Origin of the sequence: Burkholderia sp. SRS-25 (genome assembly GCF_004343765.1) — a bacterium.
Lineage (GTDB): Bacteria > Pseudomonadota > Gammaproteobacteria > Burkholderiales > Burkholderiaceae > Burkholderia > Burkholderia contaminans.
In genome coordinates this window covers 194,417-211,007 of the sequence record NZ_PTXM01000008.1, presented here as the reverse complement: position 1 = coordinate 211,007, position 16,591 = coordinate 194,417, and the positions used below count along the sequence as shown (strand labels likewise).

General features: G+C 65.0%; 14 protein-coding genes. 5 read left to right on the top strand and 9 right to left on the bottom strand.

The window, feature by feature from the left end; all coding sequences use genetic code 11:
* The first annotated feature begins 22 nt into the window (after positions 1-22).
* Positions 23-565 (top strand): peptidylprolyl isomerase, encoded by a 543-nt coding sequence (locus C5O79_RS12920; RefSeq protein ID WP_046546033.1) that lies wholly within the window; start codon positions 23-25, stop codon positions 563-565.
* Here C5O79_RS12920 and C5O79_RS12915 read toward each other — a convergent pair.
* Positions 545-1,816, bottom strand: a complete 1,272-nt coding sequence (locus tag C5O79_RS12915) for a hypothetical protein (protein WP_174242098.1) — start codon at positions 1,814-1,816, stop codon at positions 545-547. The genes C5O79_RS12920 and C5O79_RS12915 overlap by 21 nt on opposite strands.
* Complete coding sequence (mutS, locus tag C5O79_RS12910; protein WP_122474155.1) at positions 1,797-4,454, bottom strand: DNA mismatch repair protein MutS; 2,658 nt, start codon at positions 4,452-4,454, stop codon at positions 1,797-1,799. Before mutS ends, C5O79_RS12915 begins: the two co-directional genes overlap by 20 nt.
* A 344-nt stretch (positions 4,455-4,798) precedes the next feature.
* Between mutS and C5O79_RS12905 the strand changes: the two genes are divergently transcribed.
* Positions 4,799-5,032 carry a hypothetical protein gene (locus tag C5O79_RS12905; protein ID WP_099316553.1) on the top strand — a complete coding sequence of 78 codons (234 nt, stop codon included), beginning with the start codon at positions 4,799-4,801 and terminating at the stop codon, positions 5,030-5,032.
* 672 nt (positions 5,033-5,704) lie between these two features.
* Entirely contained in the window at positions 5,705-6,595 is an 891-nt protein-coding gene (locus tag C5O79_RS12900) for an amino acid ABC transporter substrate-binding protein (protein ID WP_046546030.1), read from the top strand.
* A gap of 455 nt (positions 6,596-7,050) precedes the next feature.
* Here the strand turns inward: C5O79_RS12900 and C5O79_RS12890 are convergent, their stop codons facing one another.
* The 3 genes from C5O79_RS12890 to C5O79_RS12880 form a co-directional block, all read right to left on the bottom strand.
* The gene (locus C5O79_RS12890) at positions 7,051-8,211 is read right to left on the bottom strand and encodes a DUF4382 domain-containing protein (RefSeq protein WP_122474153.1); all 1,161 of its coding nucleotides are present in this window, start codon (positions 8,209-8,211) and stop codon (positions 7,051-7,053) included.
* 568 nt (positions 8,212-8,779) lie between these two features.
* Positions 8,780-10,402 (bottom strand): NAD(P)/FAD-dependent oxidoreductase, encoded by a 1,623-nt coding sequence (locus tag C5O79_RS12885; protein ID WP_122474152.1) that lies wholly within the window; start codon positions 10,400-10,402, stop codon positions 8,780-8,782.
* A 312-nt stretch (positions 10,403-10,714) separates the two neighbouring features.
* The gene (locus C5O79_RS12880; protein ID WP_039364710.1) at positions 10,715-11,518 is read right to left on the bottom strand and encodes an inositol monophosphatase family protein; all 804 of its coding nucleotides are present in this window, start codon (positions 11,516-11,518) and stop codon (positions 10,715-10,717) included.
* Between the two features lie 280 nt (positions 11,519-11,798).
* On the opposite strand from C5O79_RS12880, the gene C5O79_RS12875 reads away from it, so the two are divergent.
* Together C5O79_RS12875 and cysE are read left to right on the top strand one after the other, a co-directional pair.
* The gene (locus C5O79_RS12875; RefSeq protein ID WP_046546028.1) at positions 11,799-12,623 is read left to right on the top strand and encodes an RNA methyltransferase; all 825 of its coding nucleotides are present in this window, start codon (positions 11,799-11,801) and stop codon (positions 12,621-12,623) included.
* Between the two features lie 271 nt (positions 12,624-12,894).
* On the top strand, positions 12,895-13,698 hold the full coding sequence (gene cysE, locus C5O79_RS12870; protein WP_081421096.1) for a serine O-acetyltransferase: 804 nt from the start codon (positions 12,895-12,897) through the stop codon (positions 13,696-13,698).
* A gap of 48 nt (positions 13,699-13,746) precedes the next feature.
* Here cysE and C5O79_RS12865 read toward each other — a convergent pair whose 3' ends face one another.
* The 4 genes from C5O79_RS12865 to C5O79_RS12850 form a co-directional block, all read right to left on the bottom strand.
* The gene (locus tag C5O79_RS12865; protein WP_039364704.1) at positions 13,747-14,547 is read right to left on the bottom strand and encodes a UDP-2,3-diacylglucosamine diphosphatase; all 801 of its coding nucleotides are present in this window, start codon (positions 14,545-14,547) and stop codon (positions 13,747-13,749) included.
* A gap of 23 nt (positions 14,548-14,570) precedes the next feature.
* The gene (locus C5O79_RS12860) at positions 14,571-15,062 is read right to left on the bottom strand and encodes a peptidylprolyl isomerase (protein ID WP_006478428.1); all 492 of its coding nucleotides are present in this window, start codon (positions 15,060-15,062) and stop codon (positions 14,571-14,573) included.
* A gap of 88 nt (positions 15,063-15,150) precedes the next feature.
* Positions 15,151-15,732, bottom strand: coding sequence for a peptidylprolyl isomerase (locus C5O79_RS12855; RefSeq protein WP_011352517.1), 582 nt, complete (start codon positions 15,730-15,732; stop codon positions 15,151-15,153).
* Between the two features lie 39 nt (positions 15,733-15,771).
* A complete protein-coding gene (locus tag C5O79_RS12850; protein WP_047850693.1) occupies positions 15,772-16,494 on the bottom strand; it encodes a tetratricopeptide repeat protein in 723 nt (240 codons plus the stop codon).
* Positions 16,495-16,591: the final 97 nt, after the last annotated feature.

Genomic DNA, 16,591 nt, shown 5'->3' with positions numbered 1-16,591 from the left:
GACTTGTATTTGGGAGAATTGGATGAAAATCGCAAAAAACACCGTCGTGTCCGTCACTTACAAGCTGTCGGATACACAGGGCAACCTGATCGAGGAAAGCGACGAGCCGATGGTCTATCTGCACGGCGGCTATGATGGCACGTTCCCCAAGATCGAGGAACAGCTCGACGGCCATGAGCCGGGCTACGAGGCGCAGGTTCAGCTCGAGCCGCAGGACGCGTTCGGCGACTACGATCCCGAACTCGTGAAGATCGAGCCGCGCGATCGTTTTCCCGAGCCGCTCGAAGTGGGCATGCAGTTCGAAGGCACGCCGGAAGACGGCGACGAGGAAGTCGATTCGCTGATCTACACGGTCACCGACATCGCCGAAGACAAGGTCGTGCTCGACGGCAATCACCCGCTGGCAGGCATGGCGCTGCGTTTCGCGCTCACCGTGAAGGACGTTCGCGAAGCCACCGAAGACGAAATCGAGCATGAGCACGCACATGGTGCGGAAGGGCTCGAGATCGTCGACGAGGACGAAGACGAAGACGGCGAAGCGCCGTCAGGGCGTACCCTGCACTGAGCTCGCAGGCAGGCCGGGTGCCGGCCCCGACGCAGGGGCGGGCGCCGGCCACGAAGCGCCGCCCGGTGCGGCGCTGTCACCCTGTAATGGCGGCGCGACCGACGACGAGTCGGGCAGCGCCGGCAACGCAGGGATTTCCGGCATCTGCGGCAGCGGCACGTCGTCACGCGGCACGAGCGGCAGCGCGGGCGGCACGGGCAGGTTCTTCGGCACCTCCTGCAGGCTCACGTTGAAGATCGTCTGCCGTGCCGGCGACACGCTCACCTTGACCCACTGATTCGTCGGATGGCGCGGTCCGATCGCGACGCGCGTCACATTACCCACCAGTTCACCGTCATCTGCACGCAGCGGGCGGTCGATCAGAAAACCGTTTGCAAGCGGCTCGCCGCTCGCATGCATCACGAGTATCGGGCCGCGGAACGTCGCCGCCGCCTTCACCAGCGTTCGTTTCAATTCACGGAAGCCGTCGCGTACGCGCGGCCGGTTGAAGCGCAGCCATGCGAAGCGTTCCGCGCGTTCGTAGCGATCGAACTGCGGATCGCCTTCGAACATCACCACCATCGCACGTGCCTCACGCCGCTTCGCGTATTCGGCCGCGTGGTCGATCCAGAAACCGTTCGCGATGATGCGGTCCTCGAATTCGCCGTTGCGCCCGCCGGCCGTCAGGTAGTGGTTGTTCGGCGCCGGCGCGTTGAGCGCGACGTAGACGATGTCGTCGCGCATCCAGCGTGCGTTTTCCCGATACGGCCGGAACCGTGCGACTTCGCTTTCCCGCGTGATTTGCAGCGCGCCGGGGTCGGGCAGTGCCGAATCGGCGAGCAGCGTCTGCCGCAGGAAGTCGAGCCGCTCGACCGGATCGTAGCCGCCGCCAGCCGCGGTGTTGCACGTTACCCAGTCGTCGTGGCCGGGAATGAACGCGAGCGGCACGCGTGCCGCATCCAGGATCGCGCCACGCTGCGAATACAGTGCATCGCGGCACGCTTCCTTCGAACCCTTGAGATCGCCCGCATAGACGACGAACGCGAGGTTGCGCTCGCGCGCGATCGCATCGAGCAGCCGCTGGGCGGCGGGTTCGTCCGCAGGGGCGTTCATCACACCCGACACGATCGCGAACGAGTAGGGCGTGGTGCTGCGCTTCGGCGGCGCGGCCAGCGCGGTGGCCTGCGCGAGCGCGAACACGGCCGCGGCGAGCGCGGCGGCCGTGCGCGCCGGCAGGCCGCGCGGGATGCGCTTACGCGTGTCCGTCGACATCGTGCGACCGGACCAGCGTGCGCAGTTCGTACAGCAGGTCGAGCGCCTCGCGCGGCTTGAGATCGTCGGGATCGATGTCGCGCAGTTTTTCGAGCGCCGGATGCGGCGTGTCGGGCCGCGCCGGCGCGTCCGCGCATTCGAGATCGTCGGTGGCCGCCGGCGGCGCGCTGAACAGGTCGAGTTGCGGCGTGTGCTGCGACGCCGACTGCTGTTCGAGATACGCGAGGTGCTTGCGCGCGGCGCGGATCACGGGCGCCGGAACGCCGGCGAGCTGCGCGACCTGCAGGCCGTAGCTCTGGTTGGCCGGACCTTCGTTGACCGCGTGCAGGAACACGATGCCGTGGCCGTGCTCGACGGCCGACAGGTGGACGTTGGCCGCTTGCGGGAATTCGGCCGGCAGTTGCGTCAGCTCGAAGTAGTGTGTCGCGAACAGCGTGTAGCACGCGTTGTGCGCCAGCAGGTGGCGCGCGATGGCCCACGCGAGCGCGAGGCCGTCGAACGTCGACGTGCCGCGGCCGATCTCGTCCATCAGCACGAGGCTTTGCGGCGTCGCGTCGTTGAGGATCGCAGCGGCTTCGGTCATCTCGACCATGAACGTCGAGCGGCCGCCCGCGAGATCGTCCGCCGCGCCGATCCGTGTGAAGATCCGGTCGATCGGGCCGAAGCATGCCGACTTGGCCGGCACGTAGCTGCCCACGTAGGCCATCAGCGCGATCAACGCGGTCTGCCGCATGAACGTCGATTTACCGCCCATGTTCGGCCCGGTAATCAGCAGCAGCTTGCGCTCGGAGCCGAAGCGGCAGTCGTTCGCGATGAACTGTTCGACCTGTGCCTCGACGACCGGGTGGCGGCCCTGTTCGATTTCGATGCCGATTTCGTCGGTGAAGGTGGGTGCGACCCAGTCGAGTGCGCGGGCGCGTTCGGCGAATGCGGCGAGCAGGTCGAGCTCGGCGAGTGCCGATGCGACGCGCTGGCACTCCGGGATGAACGGCAGCAGTGCCTGCAGCACCGCGTCGTACAGCGCGCGCTCGCGCGCCAGTGCGCGTTCCTGCGCGGACAGCGCCTTGTCCTCGAAGGTCTTCAGTTCGGGTGTGATGTAGCGCTCGGCGTTCTTCAGCGTCTGGCGCCGGCGGTAATCGTCGGGCACCTTGTCGGTCTGGCCGCGCGTGACCTCGATGTAGAACCCGTGCACCTTGTTATATTCGACGCGCAGGTTCGCGATGCCGGTGCGCGTGCGTTCGCGCGCTTCGAGATCGATCAGGAACTGCCCGCAGTTCTCCGAGATGTCGCGCAACTCGTCGAGCTCGGCGTCGTAGCCGCGCGCAATGACACCACCGTCGCGCACCATCGCGGCCGGCTCGGGCGCAATCGCGCTGGTCAGCAGGTCGAGGCATTCGGCGGGCGGTGCGAGCGCTGCGTCGACACGGGTGAGTGCGTCCGCGTTCGCGACGATCGCGCTGATGCGCTCGCGCAGTGCCGGCAGCGCGGCGAACGTGTCGCGCAGGCTCGACAGGTCGCGCGGGCGGGCGGACAGCAGCGCGAGACGCCCGGTGATCCGTTCGACGTCGGCGATCTGGCGCAGCGCGCTGCGCAGTGCATCGAGGCTTGCATTGGCCGGTGCATCGAGCAGTGCACCGATTGCCTGCTGGCGCGACTGTGCAGCGACCGACGCGCGCGGCGGGTGATGCAGCCAGTGACGCAGCAGCCGGCTGCCCATCGTCGTGCAGCAGGTGTCGAGCAGTGAATACAGGGTCGGTGACTCGGTGCCGCGCAGCGTCTCGGTCAGCTCGAGGTTGCGGCGCGTGGCCGGATCGAGACCGATGTACTCCGTTTCGTTCTCGACCTTCAGGCTGCGCACGTGCCGCAGTTGCTGGCCTTGCGTGGCGGCCGCGTACAGCAGCAGCGCGCCGGCCGCGCCGCACGCGCTCGTGAGTGAATGCGCCCCGAAGCCGTCGAGGCTCGCGACATCGAGCTGGTCGCACAGGCGCTGCGTGCCCGATGCGATGTCGAAGTGCCAGGCCGGCACGCGCTTGCTGGCACCCGCGCCGGCCGGCACGGCGTCGGTCGCACCGTCCGGCGTCAGGATCTCGGCCGGCCGGATGCGCTCGAGCGCGGCCGCGAGCTGATCGGGTTCGATTTCGGCGAGCCGCAGCGCGCCGCTTGCGAGGTTCAGCCATGCAAGGCCGATGTTCACCGCGACGCCGCGCTTGTTGTGGCCCGTGCACATCGCGAGCAGGTAAACGTCGTTCTTGTCGGACAGCAGCGCGGCATCGGTCAGCGTGCCGGGCGTGACGACGCGCACGACCTTGCGCTCGACGGGGCCCTTCGACGTGGCGGGATCGCCGATCTGCTCGCAGATCGCGACCGATTCGCCCATTTTCACGAGCTTCGCAAGATATTGCTCGACCGCGTGATGCGGTACGCCGGCCATCTTGATCGGCGTGCCGGCCGATGCGCCGCGTTGCGTGAGGGTCAGGTCGAGCAGGCGTGCGGCTTTCTCCGCGTCTTCGAAGAACAACTCGTAGAAGTCGCCCATCCGGTAGAAGACAAGCGTGTCGGGATGGTCGGCCTTGATGCGCAGGTACTGCTGCATCATTGGAGTGTGGCCGGCGAAGGCGTCGGGCGACAGCGTGGTCATAAGTCAGGCGTGAAGTTGTTGCTTTGGTTGCCCGAGTTTACCAGTGGGCCGGACGCGGCTGGGCGAAGTTCGCCGTTTGGCCAGGTGCAGGGTGACTCGGCAGCGTCAGGGGCCTGTCCTGCCTCGCACGCGTAGCGCTGCTGGCACAACCCGCCACATAGTGCTAACCCCGACACGCCAGTTGCGGTCGACAGTCTAGATTGTGACTGTAGGGGTTCGTTGATCGAGCATCGGACGTTCTGTCCATTTCCTCGATATGTCGACCGGAGACCGCTACGTGAACGAATCGATCTACCGCGTCATTTTCGGCTTTGTCGTGATCTGCTGACCGCGACGGAGGATATATGACGCATCCTTTGTACGAATTGCTTAGCAACCTGGACGAACGCCGCCTCTTTTATACATTGGGCCGGCATCGCCCGGACACCATTCTGATCTCGATAACTGTGCCCGGTGAGCGTATCGAGATCGACGTGTTCGACGATGGACATATGGAAATGTCCCGCTTTTCCGGAGATGAGAGTGTAATTGACGACCAGCAAATAATTTTGAAGGCTATCGAGGACGCGTCCGAGTGAAACGGGGGGCGACGACGCGCAACGCGACCACCTCCCGTTGGCAACGCTGCTACGTGCGGCAGCTTTCAGGAATTGCATCTGCCTCTTATGGGCCTTAACGGCCCGTGCCCAGAAGCGCAGGCGTAGGTCTTGGCGTAGCTTTGTGCGCCGAGCCTTGTCAGATAAGCCGCAGATACTGCTGCATCATTGGCGTGACGGGTGCCGGTGCAGCGGTGCGTTGCATGCTCATGTGACCGGGAAAAATTGCTTTGGCTGCCGGAGTTTACCAGCGGTCCGCACGGGATCGGTGGAGGTTCGCCATCCGGCCAGTCGTCGCCGATCACGACGGGCGGCTAGTCACTCAAATGAACATTCGACCGCGGCAACGACCATTCGCGTTCAATTTCTCGCCCGGCGGGGAGAAGGTTCGCCGTACGAAACCACGCGCCAGGCCGGGCTCGCTTCAGACGCGGATCAGACCGGTCGCGTTTACCGGAACGCTGTCCCGACATTTGCTCCAAGGCGGCTGCGCCGTTGACCTGAGTCAATCGAGGGCGATTGCCCCCGCATAAAGTAAGTTCACGTCGAACTTGGTGGACGCGTAGTGAGGGATGCGATGCGCGGCCAGGTACAGACGCAAAGGGTTCGGGGAAACCGAGCTTTTGCGGGGCAAACGTCGTGAACAGAGGCATCATGAGACATCCATCCTTTTGCGTGCTTGCCGCACTATTCGTGGGGTATGTCACGTCGACGACTGCCGGTGCGCAGACGTTAGACAAAATCTCCCGGTCCAATCAAATCGTCGTTTCGTACAGGGAAGCTGCTGTGCCGTTCAGTTATCTGCTGACGCCGCATAAAGCCGTCGGCTTTTCGGTGGACGTAACTGAAGCGATCGTTGACGACGTTCGCAAGGCACTTCGCAGACCGGACCTGAGGGTCGCTTACGTGCCGGTTACCGGTCAAAATCGAATTCCGCTGCTCGTTAACGGTTCCTACGACCTGGAGTGCGGGTCGACGACAAATACGTCGGCGCGGGGCAACGACGTCGCTTTTTCGGTCAATTACTTTTATGCCGGTACGCGCCTGATGGCGAAACAGGTGTCGCACATTGGCGACTATGCCGACCTCGCGCATAAGACTGTCGTGACAGTCGGCGGAAGTACGAACGAAAAAACGCTGCGGCGCCAACTCGAAGCGCAGCACATCGATGCTGAAATCGTGCTGACAAAGGACTACGCCGAGGCGCTGAAAATCGTTGCGGACGACAAGGCGGCGGCACTTGCGCTCGATGACGTGCTGCTTTACGGGCTGAGGGCGAACGCAGAGGACCCGAGTACGTGGGTCGTGGCAGGGACCGCGCTGCAGGTGGAGCCGTACGCATGTATGGTGCGCAAGGACGATCCGGTGTTCAAGCGACTCGTCGATGGCACGCTCACTCGGCTGATGAAAAGTGGTGAATTCACTCGCCTGTACGTAAAGTGGTTCGAATCGCCGATTCCGCCGCGTGGCGCGAATCTCGACATGCCGATGAGCGCGGCGCTAAAAGGAAATCTGGTTACGCGCAGCGATCGGCCTGCACAATGACGATCCCAAGGCTCGTGCGTAGGGTTTGGCACAGGTTTCTGTACCAATAATCCTTGTCAGGCAGGGCGCAGGTACTGCTGCATCATTGGAGTCACGGTTGCAGATGTAGTCGTGGGTTGGGTGCTCATGGGACCGGGAAAAGTTACGTTGGCAGCCCAAGTTTGCCAGCGGAGCGGTGCACATCGGTTGATGCGGAGAACGAAAAAGGCCCGCTGTCCGCGGGCCTCGTGCAATCAGCAATTGCCTTTCTTTGCCTGTCCAGGCGGGCAGAATCCGTTCCCCGGTCCCCCCTGAGGTGCGACGACGACCGGTGCACCCGGAACGTATGCGACGCAGCCGCTAAGTGCGCCGACCATGCCCGCCGCCGCGAGCAATGCGATAACCCCTTTCTTCACATCGTTCTCCCGTTATTGATGAAAGGGCACGTCGGCCCTTTCGATGATGCTGCCGACACGTCAGAAGGTGAAATTGACGTTCGACTGGCTGGTTGTTGCATTGACATTCGTCGATTGTGTTGCTCCCGACGCTGCGTCCGCTTCGATCGTGTATTGCCCTGCTGCCGTTGGCGCTGCAGCCAGAGCGACAGGCAGCGAGCCCGAGTATGTGCCGACGATCGGCGCGGCGGTGGGCACGTTGAGCGCATACGCGCCGGTGTCCATGTTCGCGTTGATCGCCGTGATCTCGTACGCATTGGCATCGACGGTCTGCAGCGCGCGCATGAACGCGTTGGCGCTTGCCGTCACGGTGCCGCTGACCGTGCTCGTCGTCGACGCCGGCAGCGTGATCGGCGCGGTCGATGCCGACACCGCCGTGGTCGTATTCACGACGACCGGAACCGAGCGCACGATGCCCGACGCGAAGTTGTTCTGCACGATCACGACGTCGTAGTTGCCTTGCGTCGAGCTCTGGATCAGCGGCGACAGCACGAACTTGCCGGTGCTGTCGGCCACCGTGCCGCGGACGACCTTGCCGCCTTGTTCGGCGTACACGGTCGCGCCGGCTTCGGCCGATGCGACATAGCCGGAGATTGCGCCGCTCACGACGGTCGGGATCGCGGTGACGACTGGCTTCAGCGCATACGTGCCGTTACCGCGTTGGACGATCGACTTGCACGCGTTGAAGTCGAGCACAAGATCGACGAGCGTGTTCGGTTGCACCGTGAACGGCTGGATGATCTTATAGCCGCTTTGCGTCGCGCTCGGGGTCGCCAGTGCCTGTTCGGTACCGCCCGTCGGAACGACGGAATTCGCAAGATTGTTGCCCTGATTCTGCGTGAGAACGAGCCGGACTTGCTGATACTGGCCGGCCGGCAGCGCGGTCTGGCCGAGATCGGCGAGCATGCCATTGGTCAGCGAGAGCAGGTCCATCTTCTGCGGGGTCGCCAGCGTGATCGTCGACCAGCCTGCGTCGTTGTCGGCGGCATTCGCGTTCGCGTTGACTCGAACCTGCGAGACGGTGATGTATACGTGGTCGAAGCCACATGACGGAGCATCCGTCATCGCGACATGCAGCGTACCGGTTTGCGTGGCGCTGCCGCCATCGTCGCCGCCACCGCAACCGGCGAGCACGAATGGCACAAAGGCGGCGCAAAGTGCGCTCTTGATGATGTTATTCATATGTCACCCCCATGTGGGCATTATTGTGGGTGACGGAAGAATAGCGGGACAGAAGCTTACTATCTGGGCATCTTTGAAACGAACGGTAACAATGTGTTCGATCGGTAAATCTTGCCCTGGATTGATGTCCCTTTGGATGGGACCGGCCGGGCGGGAAGCGCGATTACGTTGCAGTCGCGTGCGACGTCGGCACGGTGAATCGATTGTTGCGAAGACGCCGCCGCCGCCAATCTCCTTGGAATACGGCAGCGTAGCTTTTAGCGCAGGTTTTCTATGAGAGCCTTATCCGACAGTGCACAGGTACTGCTGCATCACTGGAGTGTGGCCGGCGAAGGCGTCGGGCACCAGCGTGGACACAAGTCAGGCGTGAAGTTGTTGCTTTGGTTGCCCGAGTTTCCCAGCGGCTTCGGCATGCACGCGCGAAGTTCGCCATTCGGCCAGTTTGCCGGAGATTGCGCGACCGGCGGCGGTCATTCTCGTGCCGCCGTCCGACCGCGCTCCTGGCCGGCCATGAGACAGTCGGCGCCGCTCAGGTCGAGAACCTTCGCGCGCCGGCTCGTCTCGTACATCAGGCCGCTTGCCCCGACGTCATGCTGAGCGCCACCGCCTGTGCGACTTCGATCCCGTCGATGGCCGCCGAATAGATGCCGCCCGCATACCCCGCACCTTCACCCGCCGGATACAGGCCTTCGACGTTCATGCTCTGGTAATCGTCCTTGCGTCGAATCCGGATCGGCGACGAAGTGCGCGTCTCGACACCGGTGAGCACCGCATCGTGCATCGCGAAGCCGGCGATCTTCTTGTCGATCTCGGGTAGGGCTTCGCGGATCGCTTCGATCACGTAGTCCGGCAGCGCGGTGCTGAGATCGGTCGGGTTCACGCCCGGCTTGTACGACGGCTCCACGGAGCCCAGCGACGTCGACGGCCGGCCTGCGATGAAATCGCCGACCAGCTGGCCCGGCGCGCGGTAATCGCCGCCGCCGAGTTCGAACGCGCGCTCTTCCCATTTGCGCTGGAACGCGATGCCCGCCAGCGGGCCGCCAGGATAGTCGTCCGGCGTGATGCCGACGACGATGCCCGCATTCGCGTTGCGCTCGGCGCGCGAATACTGGCTCATGCCGTTGGTGACCACGCGGCCCGGCTCTGAGGTCGCCGCGACCACCGTGCCGCCCGGGCACATGCAGAAGCTGTAGACGGCGCGGCCATTGCTGCAGTGATGCACCACCTTGTAGTCCGCCGCGCCGAGCTGCTTGTGGCCCGCGAACTTGCCGAAGCGGCTGCGATCGATCAGCCCCTGCGGATGCTCGATGCGAAAACCCAGCGAGAACGGCTTGGCTTCGATGAAGACGCCGCGATCGTGCAGTATCTGGAAGGTGTCGCGCGCGCTGTGGCCCACGGCCAGCACCACGTGGTCGCACTGCAGCGTTTCGCCGTTCGACAGCTTCAGCGAGCGCACCTTGCCCTGATCGATCTCGATGTCGTCGACCCGCGTTTCGAAACGCACTTCACCACCCAGTTCGTGGATGGACGCACGCATCTTTTCCACCATGCTGACGAGGCGGAACGTGCCGATGTGCGGCCGGCTGAGGTACAGGATGTCGTCCGGCGCGCCGGCCTTGACGAATTCGTCCAGCACCTTGCGGCCATAGTGGTTCGGATCCTTGATCTGGCTGTACAGCTTGCCGTCGGAAAACGTCCCGGCCCCGCCTTCGCCGAACTGCACGTTGGATTCGGGGTTGAGCACGCTCTTGCGCCACAGGCCGAAGGTGTCCTTGGTGCGCTCGCGCACGGCCTTGCCGCGTTCGAGGATGATGGGGCGGAAACCCATCTGCGCGAGGATCAGCCCCGCGAACAGGCCGCAAGGCCCCATGCCGATCACGACCGGGCGCAGGAAGTTGCCGTGCTCGGGCGCCTTCGTGACGAAGTGATACGCCATGTCGGGCGTCACGCCGCAATGCGGCTTGCCGGCGAGGCGCTTGATCGCGGCCGCTTCGTCCGTGACTTCGACATCGACGATATACGTGAGCTTGATGTCGGCGCGCTTGCGCGCATCGTGCGCGCGGCGGAACACGGTGTAACGGAGGAGCTCGTCCGCGGCCACGCCAAGCTCCGCGAGGCGCGCGCGAATCGCGGCCTCGAGCGCGCTCTCGGGGTGGTCGAGGGGGAGTTTAATTTCGCTTAGCCGTAACATGGGGACTCGGATGCGATTGCCACGGCGTCGTGGCGGTGTTGATACGGTCGGGGGCCGGCTGGCCGGCGGTGTCGTCCGCCGTGCGGGCATGCCGGACGCAAAGCCATCATTGTCATTGCGGGAAGGGCCGTGCATGCGGAAGTGCGCCGACCGGCCCGAACAACTCAAGCAACTTCAGGATAGGCGCACGAAGCGACCCTTGTGCGGGAAGATTGTCCCGCCTCCCGGCAACGGGAGGCGAACGGCGCGCCGTCATGACGATGCCCGCGAGCGGTGTGCGCGAAAGCCGCGCCGTGCAGGCGCGGCCGGGGCTTACTCCGCCGCCGGATGCACGTGCGTGTAACCCTTCAGGATCGGGATCATCTGCGCGTAGATCTTCGGGTTCGCGGCGACGATTTCATGGCGATGCAGGAAATCGGCGTCGCCCGTGTAGTTGCCGACGAGGCCGCCGGCCTCGGTGATCAGCAGGCTGCCCGCCGCCATGTCCCACACGTTGATGCCCTGTTCGAAGAACGCGTCGAGGCGGCCGGCCGCGACGTTCGCGAGATCGAGTGCGGCTGCGCCCGGACGGCGCAGGCCCGTGCAGGCCTGCGTCATTTCGGTGAAGAGGCGCGCGTAGGCATCGAGGCCGTCCTTTTCGCGGAACGGGAAGCCCGTGCCGACCAGTGCGTCCGACAGGCGGTCGCGGCGGCCGACGCGGATGCGGCGGTCGTTCAGGTACGCGCCGCGGCCGCGGGTGGCCGTGAACAGGTCGTTCTTGTTCGGATCGTAGACGACGGCCTGCGTGACGACGCCCTTGTGCTCGAGCGCGATCGATACGCAGTAGTACGGGAAGCCGTGGATGAAGTTGGTCGTGCCGTCGAGCGGATCGATGATCCACTTGAATTCGGATTCGTTCTCCGATTCGCCCGATTCTTCCGCGAGGATCGCGTGGTCGGGGTAGGCGGTCTTCAGCGTCTCGATGATCGCGTCTTCGGCGGCCTTGTCCACTTCGGTGACGAAGTCGTTCTGCTGCTTCTTGCGGATCTCGATCAGGTCGAGATCGAGGGACGCGCGATTGATGATCTGTCCGGCGCGGCGCGCAGCCTTGACAGCAATGTTGAGCATGGGATGCATGAGCCTGGATCCTGTAGCCGGCGGCACGGGCCGCCACGAAGTGGAACAACCGCCCGGCACGGCGCTAGCGCGGCAGGCGAGATGAGACGCGAATTGACAAAGAACGGGGTACGACCCGCGTTGCACGGTGTGCAACGCGTAAAGGCATGATTTTACCCGATTTTTGGCGGTTTCAGGTAACCGGAATACGGGGAAACCCCCACTATCCGTCCGGACGAGTGGGTTTGCTGCGGCGATGGCGATACCATACTGCCATTCTGATGAACCGAGTCGTATCGTAGTGGAAACCCCGCAGATTACCGCCGCGCCGTCCGAGCCGGGCGCGGCCTCGTCCTGGTCGCCGTCCGGCGGCTTCACGTCCACCCGTTTCGTGCTCGTCGAGCCGAGCCATCCCGGCAATGTCGGGGCGGCTGCCCGCGCACTGAAAACGATGGGCTTTTCACGTCTCGTGCTGGTCGCGCCGCGCGTGCCGCACGTGCAGAGCGACCCCGAGGCGATCGCGATGGCCAGCGGCGCGGACGACGTCCTCGCGTCTGCGCACGTCGTGCCGACGCTCGGCGACGCGCTGTCCGGCGTTCACTGGTCGATCGCGCTGACCGCACGCACGCGCGAATACGGGCCGCCGCGCCTGGCGCCGCGTGCCGCGGCCACGCAGGCGTGCGCGCAGGTCGGCACGGGCGACATCGCGCTCGTGTTCGGCAACGAGCGCACGGGCCTCGCGAACGAGCATGTCGAGCAGTGCAGCGCGCTGGCGCACATCCCGGCGAACCCGGCCTACAGTTCGCTGAATCTCGCACAGGCCGTGCAGGTGCTTGCGTACGAGTTGCGCGTCGCGTTTCTCGAGCAGGCGAGCGAGCCGACTGCGCAACCGTCGGCCGAAGCCGGCACGCTTGCGCAGAGCGACGAGATCGAGCGGATGTACGTGCACCTCGAGAACGCGCTGATCGCGCTCGATTTCCTCGATCCACGCAACCCGAAGAAACTGATGCCGCGGCTGCGGCGCCTGTTCGCGCGCACGGGCCTCGAGCGCGAGGAGGTCAACATCCTGCGCGGTGTCGCGAAGCACATCCTGCTGAAATCGGGCAAGCCCGACGGCGACGCGTAAGCGGTCGGCGCACGGGGTGCCGGATGTCTCGGCGCGCGGGGCAACCATCCCGTCGGCAGGTGCCCCGGGCTGGCCGCGGAAAGCGCCGGGGCCGATCACTCCCCTTGGTCGATCACCCCGCAAACCCAGCAACAGCAAGCGTTCCGCCCGAATACCCGCGCCGGCGGCGGGGTGAACTGGTGAGCGCGTGCGGCCGTTCGTGACTCGCCCTACAATCGCCAAACGTCATAAGTAAATTACCCGGCGCGATAACGGCCGGTCATTGCCGGCGATGCGCGCCGGCCTTTTCCCAGACCACATCATGTTCACGAGACTGCGCGAAGACGTTGCAACGATTCGCGAGCGGGATCCCGCCGCTCGCAGTGCATGGGAAGTGCTGACCTGTTATCCGGGGTTGCATGCGCTCGTGCTGCATCGTTTCGCACACGCATGCTGGCGCGCGAAGCGCTACTGGCTCGCGCGTTTCGCGTCGCAGGCCGGCCGGTTCCTGACGGGGATCGAGATTCACCCCGGTGCGACGATCGGCCGGCGCGTGTTCATCGATCACGGGATGGGCGTCGTGATCGGCGAGACGGCGATCGTCGGCGACGATTGCACGATCTATCAGGGCGTGACGCTGGGCGGCACGTCGCTCACGCGCGGCGCCAAGCGCCACCCGACACTCGAGGCCGGCGTGATCGTCGGCGCCGGCGCGAAGGTGCTCGGCGGTTTCACGGTCGGCGCGGGCGCGAAGATCGGCTCGAACGCGGTCGTCGTGAAGCCGGTGCCGGCGGGCGGTACGGCGGTCGGCAATCCGGCGCGCATCGTGATGCCGGCGCAGCCGAAGCCGCAGCCCGAACGCGCGGCATTCTGCGCATACGGGATCACGCCGAATGCCGACGATCCGATGTCGCTTGCGATTCATGGCCTGATCGATCACGCGGCGAAGGAAAGCCGCCGCGTCGACGAGATCGTCGCCGCGCTCGAGCGGCTCGGCACGCATCTGGAAACGCTGCAGGGCGCCGACGCGGCGCGCCTCGATCTGCGCCGGCTGTCAGCCGTGCTGGAAGGCAAGTCGGTCGAGCGCCAGGTGTAATTCAATGGATGCCCGCTGTTGCCGGCGGGTGCGACGGCAGCGGCGGTGTCAGTCGAGCGGCATTGCGTGGATGCCTTCCGCATCGACGCGCAGGTAGCCGCCGCGCGGCTTGCCGTGGTCGAGATCCCAGTCGGGCAACACCCAGCGGATGCCCCCCGGTTCCATGTGCCGGGCGGGGCGGTGCGTATGGCCGTGAATGATTACGCTCGCGCGGCTTTTCCGGAACAGCGCGGCCACGCCGTCACGCGTGACATCGTAAATCGCCGAAGCGGGGCGCATCCGGCCCGCTTCGCTGTTCGAGCGCATGCGCTGCGCGAGCGCACGGCGCCAGCGGAACGGCCATGCGAGAAACAGCCATTGCGCAGCGCGGTTGCGTGCGAAGCGGCGGAACACCTGGTAGCCGCGGTCGGCCGTGCATTGTGCGTCGCCATGTGCGAGCACGATGCGCTGGCCGAATGCCATGATCAGCGAAGGATCCGGCAGCAGCATCGCGCCGGCTGCCTTCATGAAGCGCCGGCCGAGGAGGAAATCGCGATTGCCGTGCATCACATAGAGCGCAATGCCGCGCTCCGAGAACGTGTGCATCAGCGCGGCCATGCGTGCTGCGAACGGATCGTCGTCGAGGATGTCGTCGCCGATCCAGTATTCGAACAGGTCGCCGAGGATGAACACCGAATCGGCGCTGTCGGCGGTGTATTTCACGAAATGCTCGAACGCAGCGACCGTCTTCGGAATCGCTTCGCTCAGGTGCAGATCGGAGAGAAACAGGAACGGGCGTGCGGCTTGCGCGTATTCGCGCTCGCCCGGCACGCCCGCGGAGACGCTTCGCGGCGGACTCTCCTGCAACATCGAAGTGCCTCCGTAACGACGCGTCAGACCACGACGGCCTTCTCGATCACGACGTCGTCAGTCGGCACGTCCTGGTGGAAACCGGCGTTGCCCGTCTTGACGCCCTTGATCTTGTCGACCACGTCCTGGCCTTCGACGACCTTGCCGAACACGGCGTAGCCCCAGCCTTGCGGCGTCGGCGACGAGTGGTTCAGGAAGTCGTTGTCGTTCACGTTGATGAAGAACTGGGCGGTCGCCGAGTGCGGATCGTTCGTGCGCGCCATCGCGACCGTGTAGTTGTCGTTCTTCAGGCCGTTGTTCGCCTCGTTGTCGATCGGCGCATCGGTCGGCTTCTGCTTCAGGCCCGGCTCGAAGCCGCCGCCCTGGATCATGAAGCCGTTGATCACGCGATGGAACACGGTGCCGTCGTAGTGGCCCTTCTTCACGTAGTTCAGGAAGTTCTCGACCGTCTTCGGTGCCTTCGCGGCGTCGAGCTCGAGCTTGATCACGCCGTGGTTCGTATGCAGTTCAACCATGATGAATTCCTTCGGTGAGGCGGTTTAAATGGCACGCGGCCGGTCGTGCGACGCGGCCGCGTGAGGCGCCGGACGTGCCGGCAGGTTCTTACTTCGAGACGATGCTGGCCGATTCGATCACGATCGGTTGCGCGGGCACGTCCTGCATCGGGCCGCGCGAGGTCGTCGCGACGCCTTCGATCTTCTTCACGACGTCGAGGCCCGACACGACCTTGCCGAACACCGCATAGCCGTTGCCGTCCGGGTTCGGGTAGTCGAGGCCGCTGTTGTCGACCGTGTTGATGAAGAACTGCGCGGTGGCCGAGTTCGGATCGCTCGTGCGTGCCATCGCGATCGTGCCCGTCAGGTTCTTCAGACCATTGCGGCTCTCAAGCGGGATCGGCGCGCGGGTCGGCTTCTCCTCGAAGTTGGTCTTGTAGCCGCCGCCCTGGATCATGAAGCCCTTGATCACGCGATGGAAGATCGTGCCGTTGTACTGGCCGGCCTTCACGTAATCGAGGAAGTTGGCGACGGACTTCGGCGCCTTCTCCGGGTAGAGCTCGACGCGGATGTCGCCCTGCGAGGTCTTCAGCTGCACGACGGGGTGCGCGGTAGCCGATTGCGCGAACGCAGGTGCGGTCGCGGTCGCGAGAAGGGCGGCGCCGCCAAGCGCCAGCAACAGACGTTTCATTGCGATCCTCAGGTTGGGAGGGAAAGAAGGCCGCGCCGCTTATTTCGACGGCGCGACGTACGGCGCCGCCAGTGCGCCCGACGGACCGCTGAACTGGAACGTCGGCGACATCGGCAGCGTGGTGGTGCTCACGTTCGCGGCTGCGCGGTCGGAGTAGTCACGCGTGGCCGGTGCGGTTGCACGGGCATTCGGCGCGGCCTTCGGCGGCGACACGATCTTCTGGAGATCGGCAAGGCGCTGCGCGGTCGCGCCGCTCGTGCGGCCGAGCGATTGCGCGCGCTTGTACGACTCGGCCGCGAGGCGCAGGTAGAGATCGCCGAGGTTCTCGTATGCGAGCGAGTAGCCCGGGTTCGATTGCGTCGCCGTGACGAGCGCGGTGCGCGCTTCGTCGTAACGGCCATGCTTCGCGTAAAGCGCCGCAAGGTTGTTGTACGGCTCGGGCAGTTCGGGGTACGCCTGCGTGATCGCGACGAACTGCTGGATCGCGTCGTCATCGCGGTTCAGGCGGGCCAGCACCGTGCCGCGCTTGAACTGCGCCTGCACGTCGTGCGGGTTCGATGCGATGCGCGCGTCGAGCTGCGCGAGCGCCTGCTTCCACTGCTTGCCGGCGATCGACGCGTCGATTTCTGGCGTGCCGTCGGCGGTGGCCGGGGCCTTCTGCGCATGCGCCGCGGGAGCCGCGAAAAGCGTCAGCGCGACGCCCATGACGGTGGTCGCAACGAGGGTCGCAGCGCTCTGCGCGCGGCCGCGATGAGGTTTCATAGGCGTAAATCGGAATGTTATACTCCGAGCCATTCTAACAAAACGTCTGCGCGTTCCGGCGAGCGTCAGACAGTCTTTCTTTGCCTCTCGTGGCCGT

What these genes read in the sequence shown, in the direction of transcription:
- C5O79_RS12920 (WP_046546033.1), top strand. Translation starts at nt 23, where the DNA reads ATGAAAATCGCAAAAAACACCGTCGTGTCCGTCACTTACAAGCTGTCG.
- C5O79_RS12915 (WP_174242098.1), bottom strand. Translation starts at nt 1,816, where the DNA reads ATGTCGACGGACACGCGTAAGCGCATCCCGCGCGGCCTGCCGGCGCGC.
- mutS (WP_122474155.1), bottom strand. Translation starts at nt 4,454, where the DNA reads ATGACCACGCTGTCGCCCGACGCCTTCGCCGGCCACACTCCAATGATG.
- C5O79_RS12905 (WP_099316553.1), top strand. Translation starts at nt 4,799, where the DNA reads ATGACGCATCCTTTGTACGAATTGCTTAGCAACCTGGACGAACGCCGC.
- C5O79_RS12900 (WP_046546030.1), top strand. Translation starts at nt 5,705, where the DNA reads ATGAGACATCCATCCTTTTGCGTGCTTGCCGCACTATTCGTGGGGTAT.
- C5O79_RS12890 (WP_122474153.1), bottom strand. Translation starts at nt 8,211, where the DNA reads ATGAATAACATCATCAAGAGCGCACTTTGCGCCGCCTTTGTGCCATTC.
- C5O79_RS12885 (WP_122474152.1), bottom strand. Translation starts at nt 10,402, where the DNA reads ATGTTACGGCTAAGCGAAATTAAACTCCCCCTCGACCACCCCGAGAGC.
- C5O79_RS12880 (WP_039364710.1), bottom strand. Translation starts at nt 11,518, where the DNA reads ATGCATCCCATGCTCAACATTGCTGTCAAGGCTGCGCGCCGCGCCGGA.
- cysE (WP_081421096.1), top strand. Translation starts at nt 12,895, where the DNA reads ATGCGCGCCGGCCTTTTCCCAGACCACATCATGTTCACGAGACTGCGC.
- C5O79_RS12865 (WP_039364704.1), bottom strand. Translation starts at nt 14,547, where the DNA reads ATGTTGCAGGAGAGTCCGCCGCGAAGCGTCTCCGCGGGCGTGCCGGGC.
- C5O79_RS12860 (WP_006478428.1), bottom strand. Translation starts at nt 15,062, where the DNA reads ATGGTTGAACTGCATACGAACCACGGCGTGATCAAGCTCGAGCTCGAC.
- C5O79_RS12855 (WP_011352517.1), bottom strand. Translation starts at nt 15,732, where the DNA reads ATGAAACGTCTGTTGCTGGCGCTTGGCGGCGCCGCCCTTCTCGCGACC.
- C5O79_RS12850 (WP_047850693.1), bottom strand. Translation starts at nt 16,494, where the DNA reads ATGAAACCTCATCGCGGCCGCGCGCAGAGCGCTGCGACCCTCGTTGCG.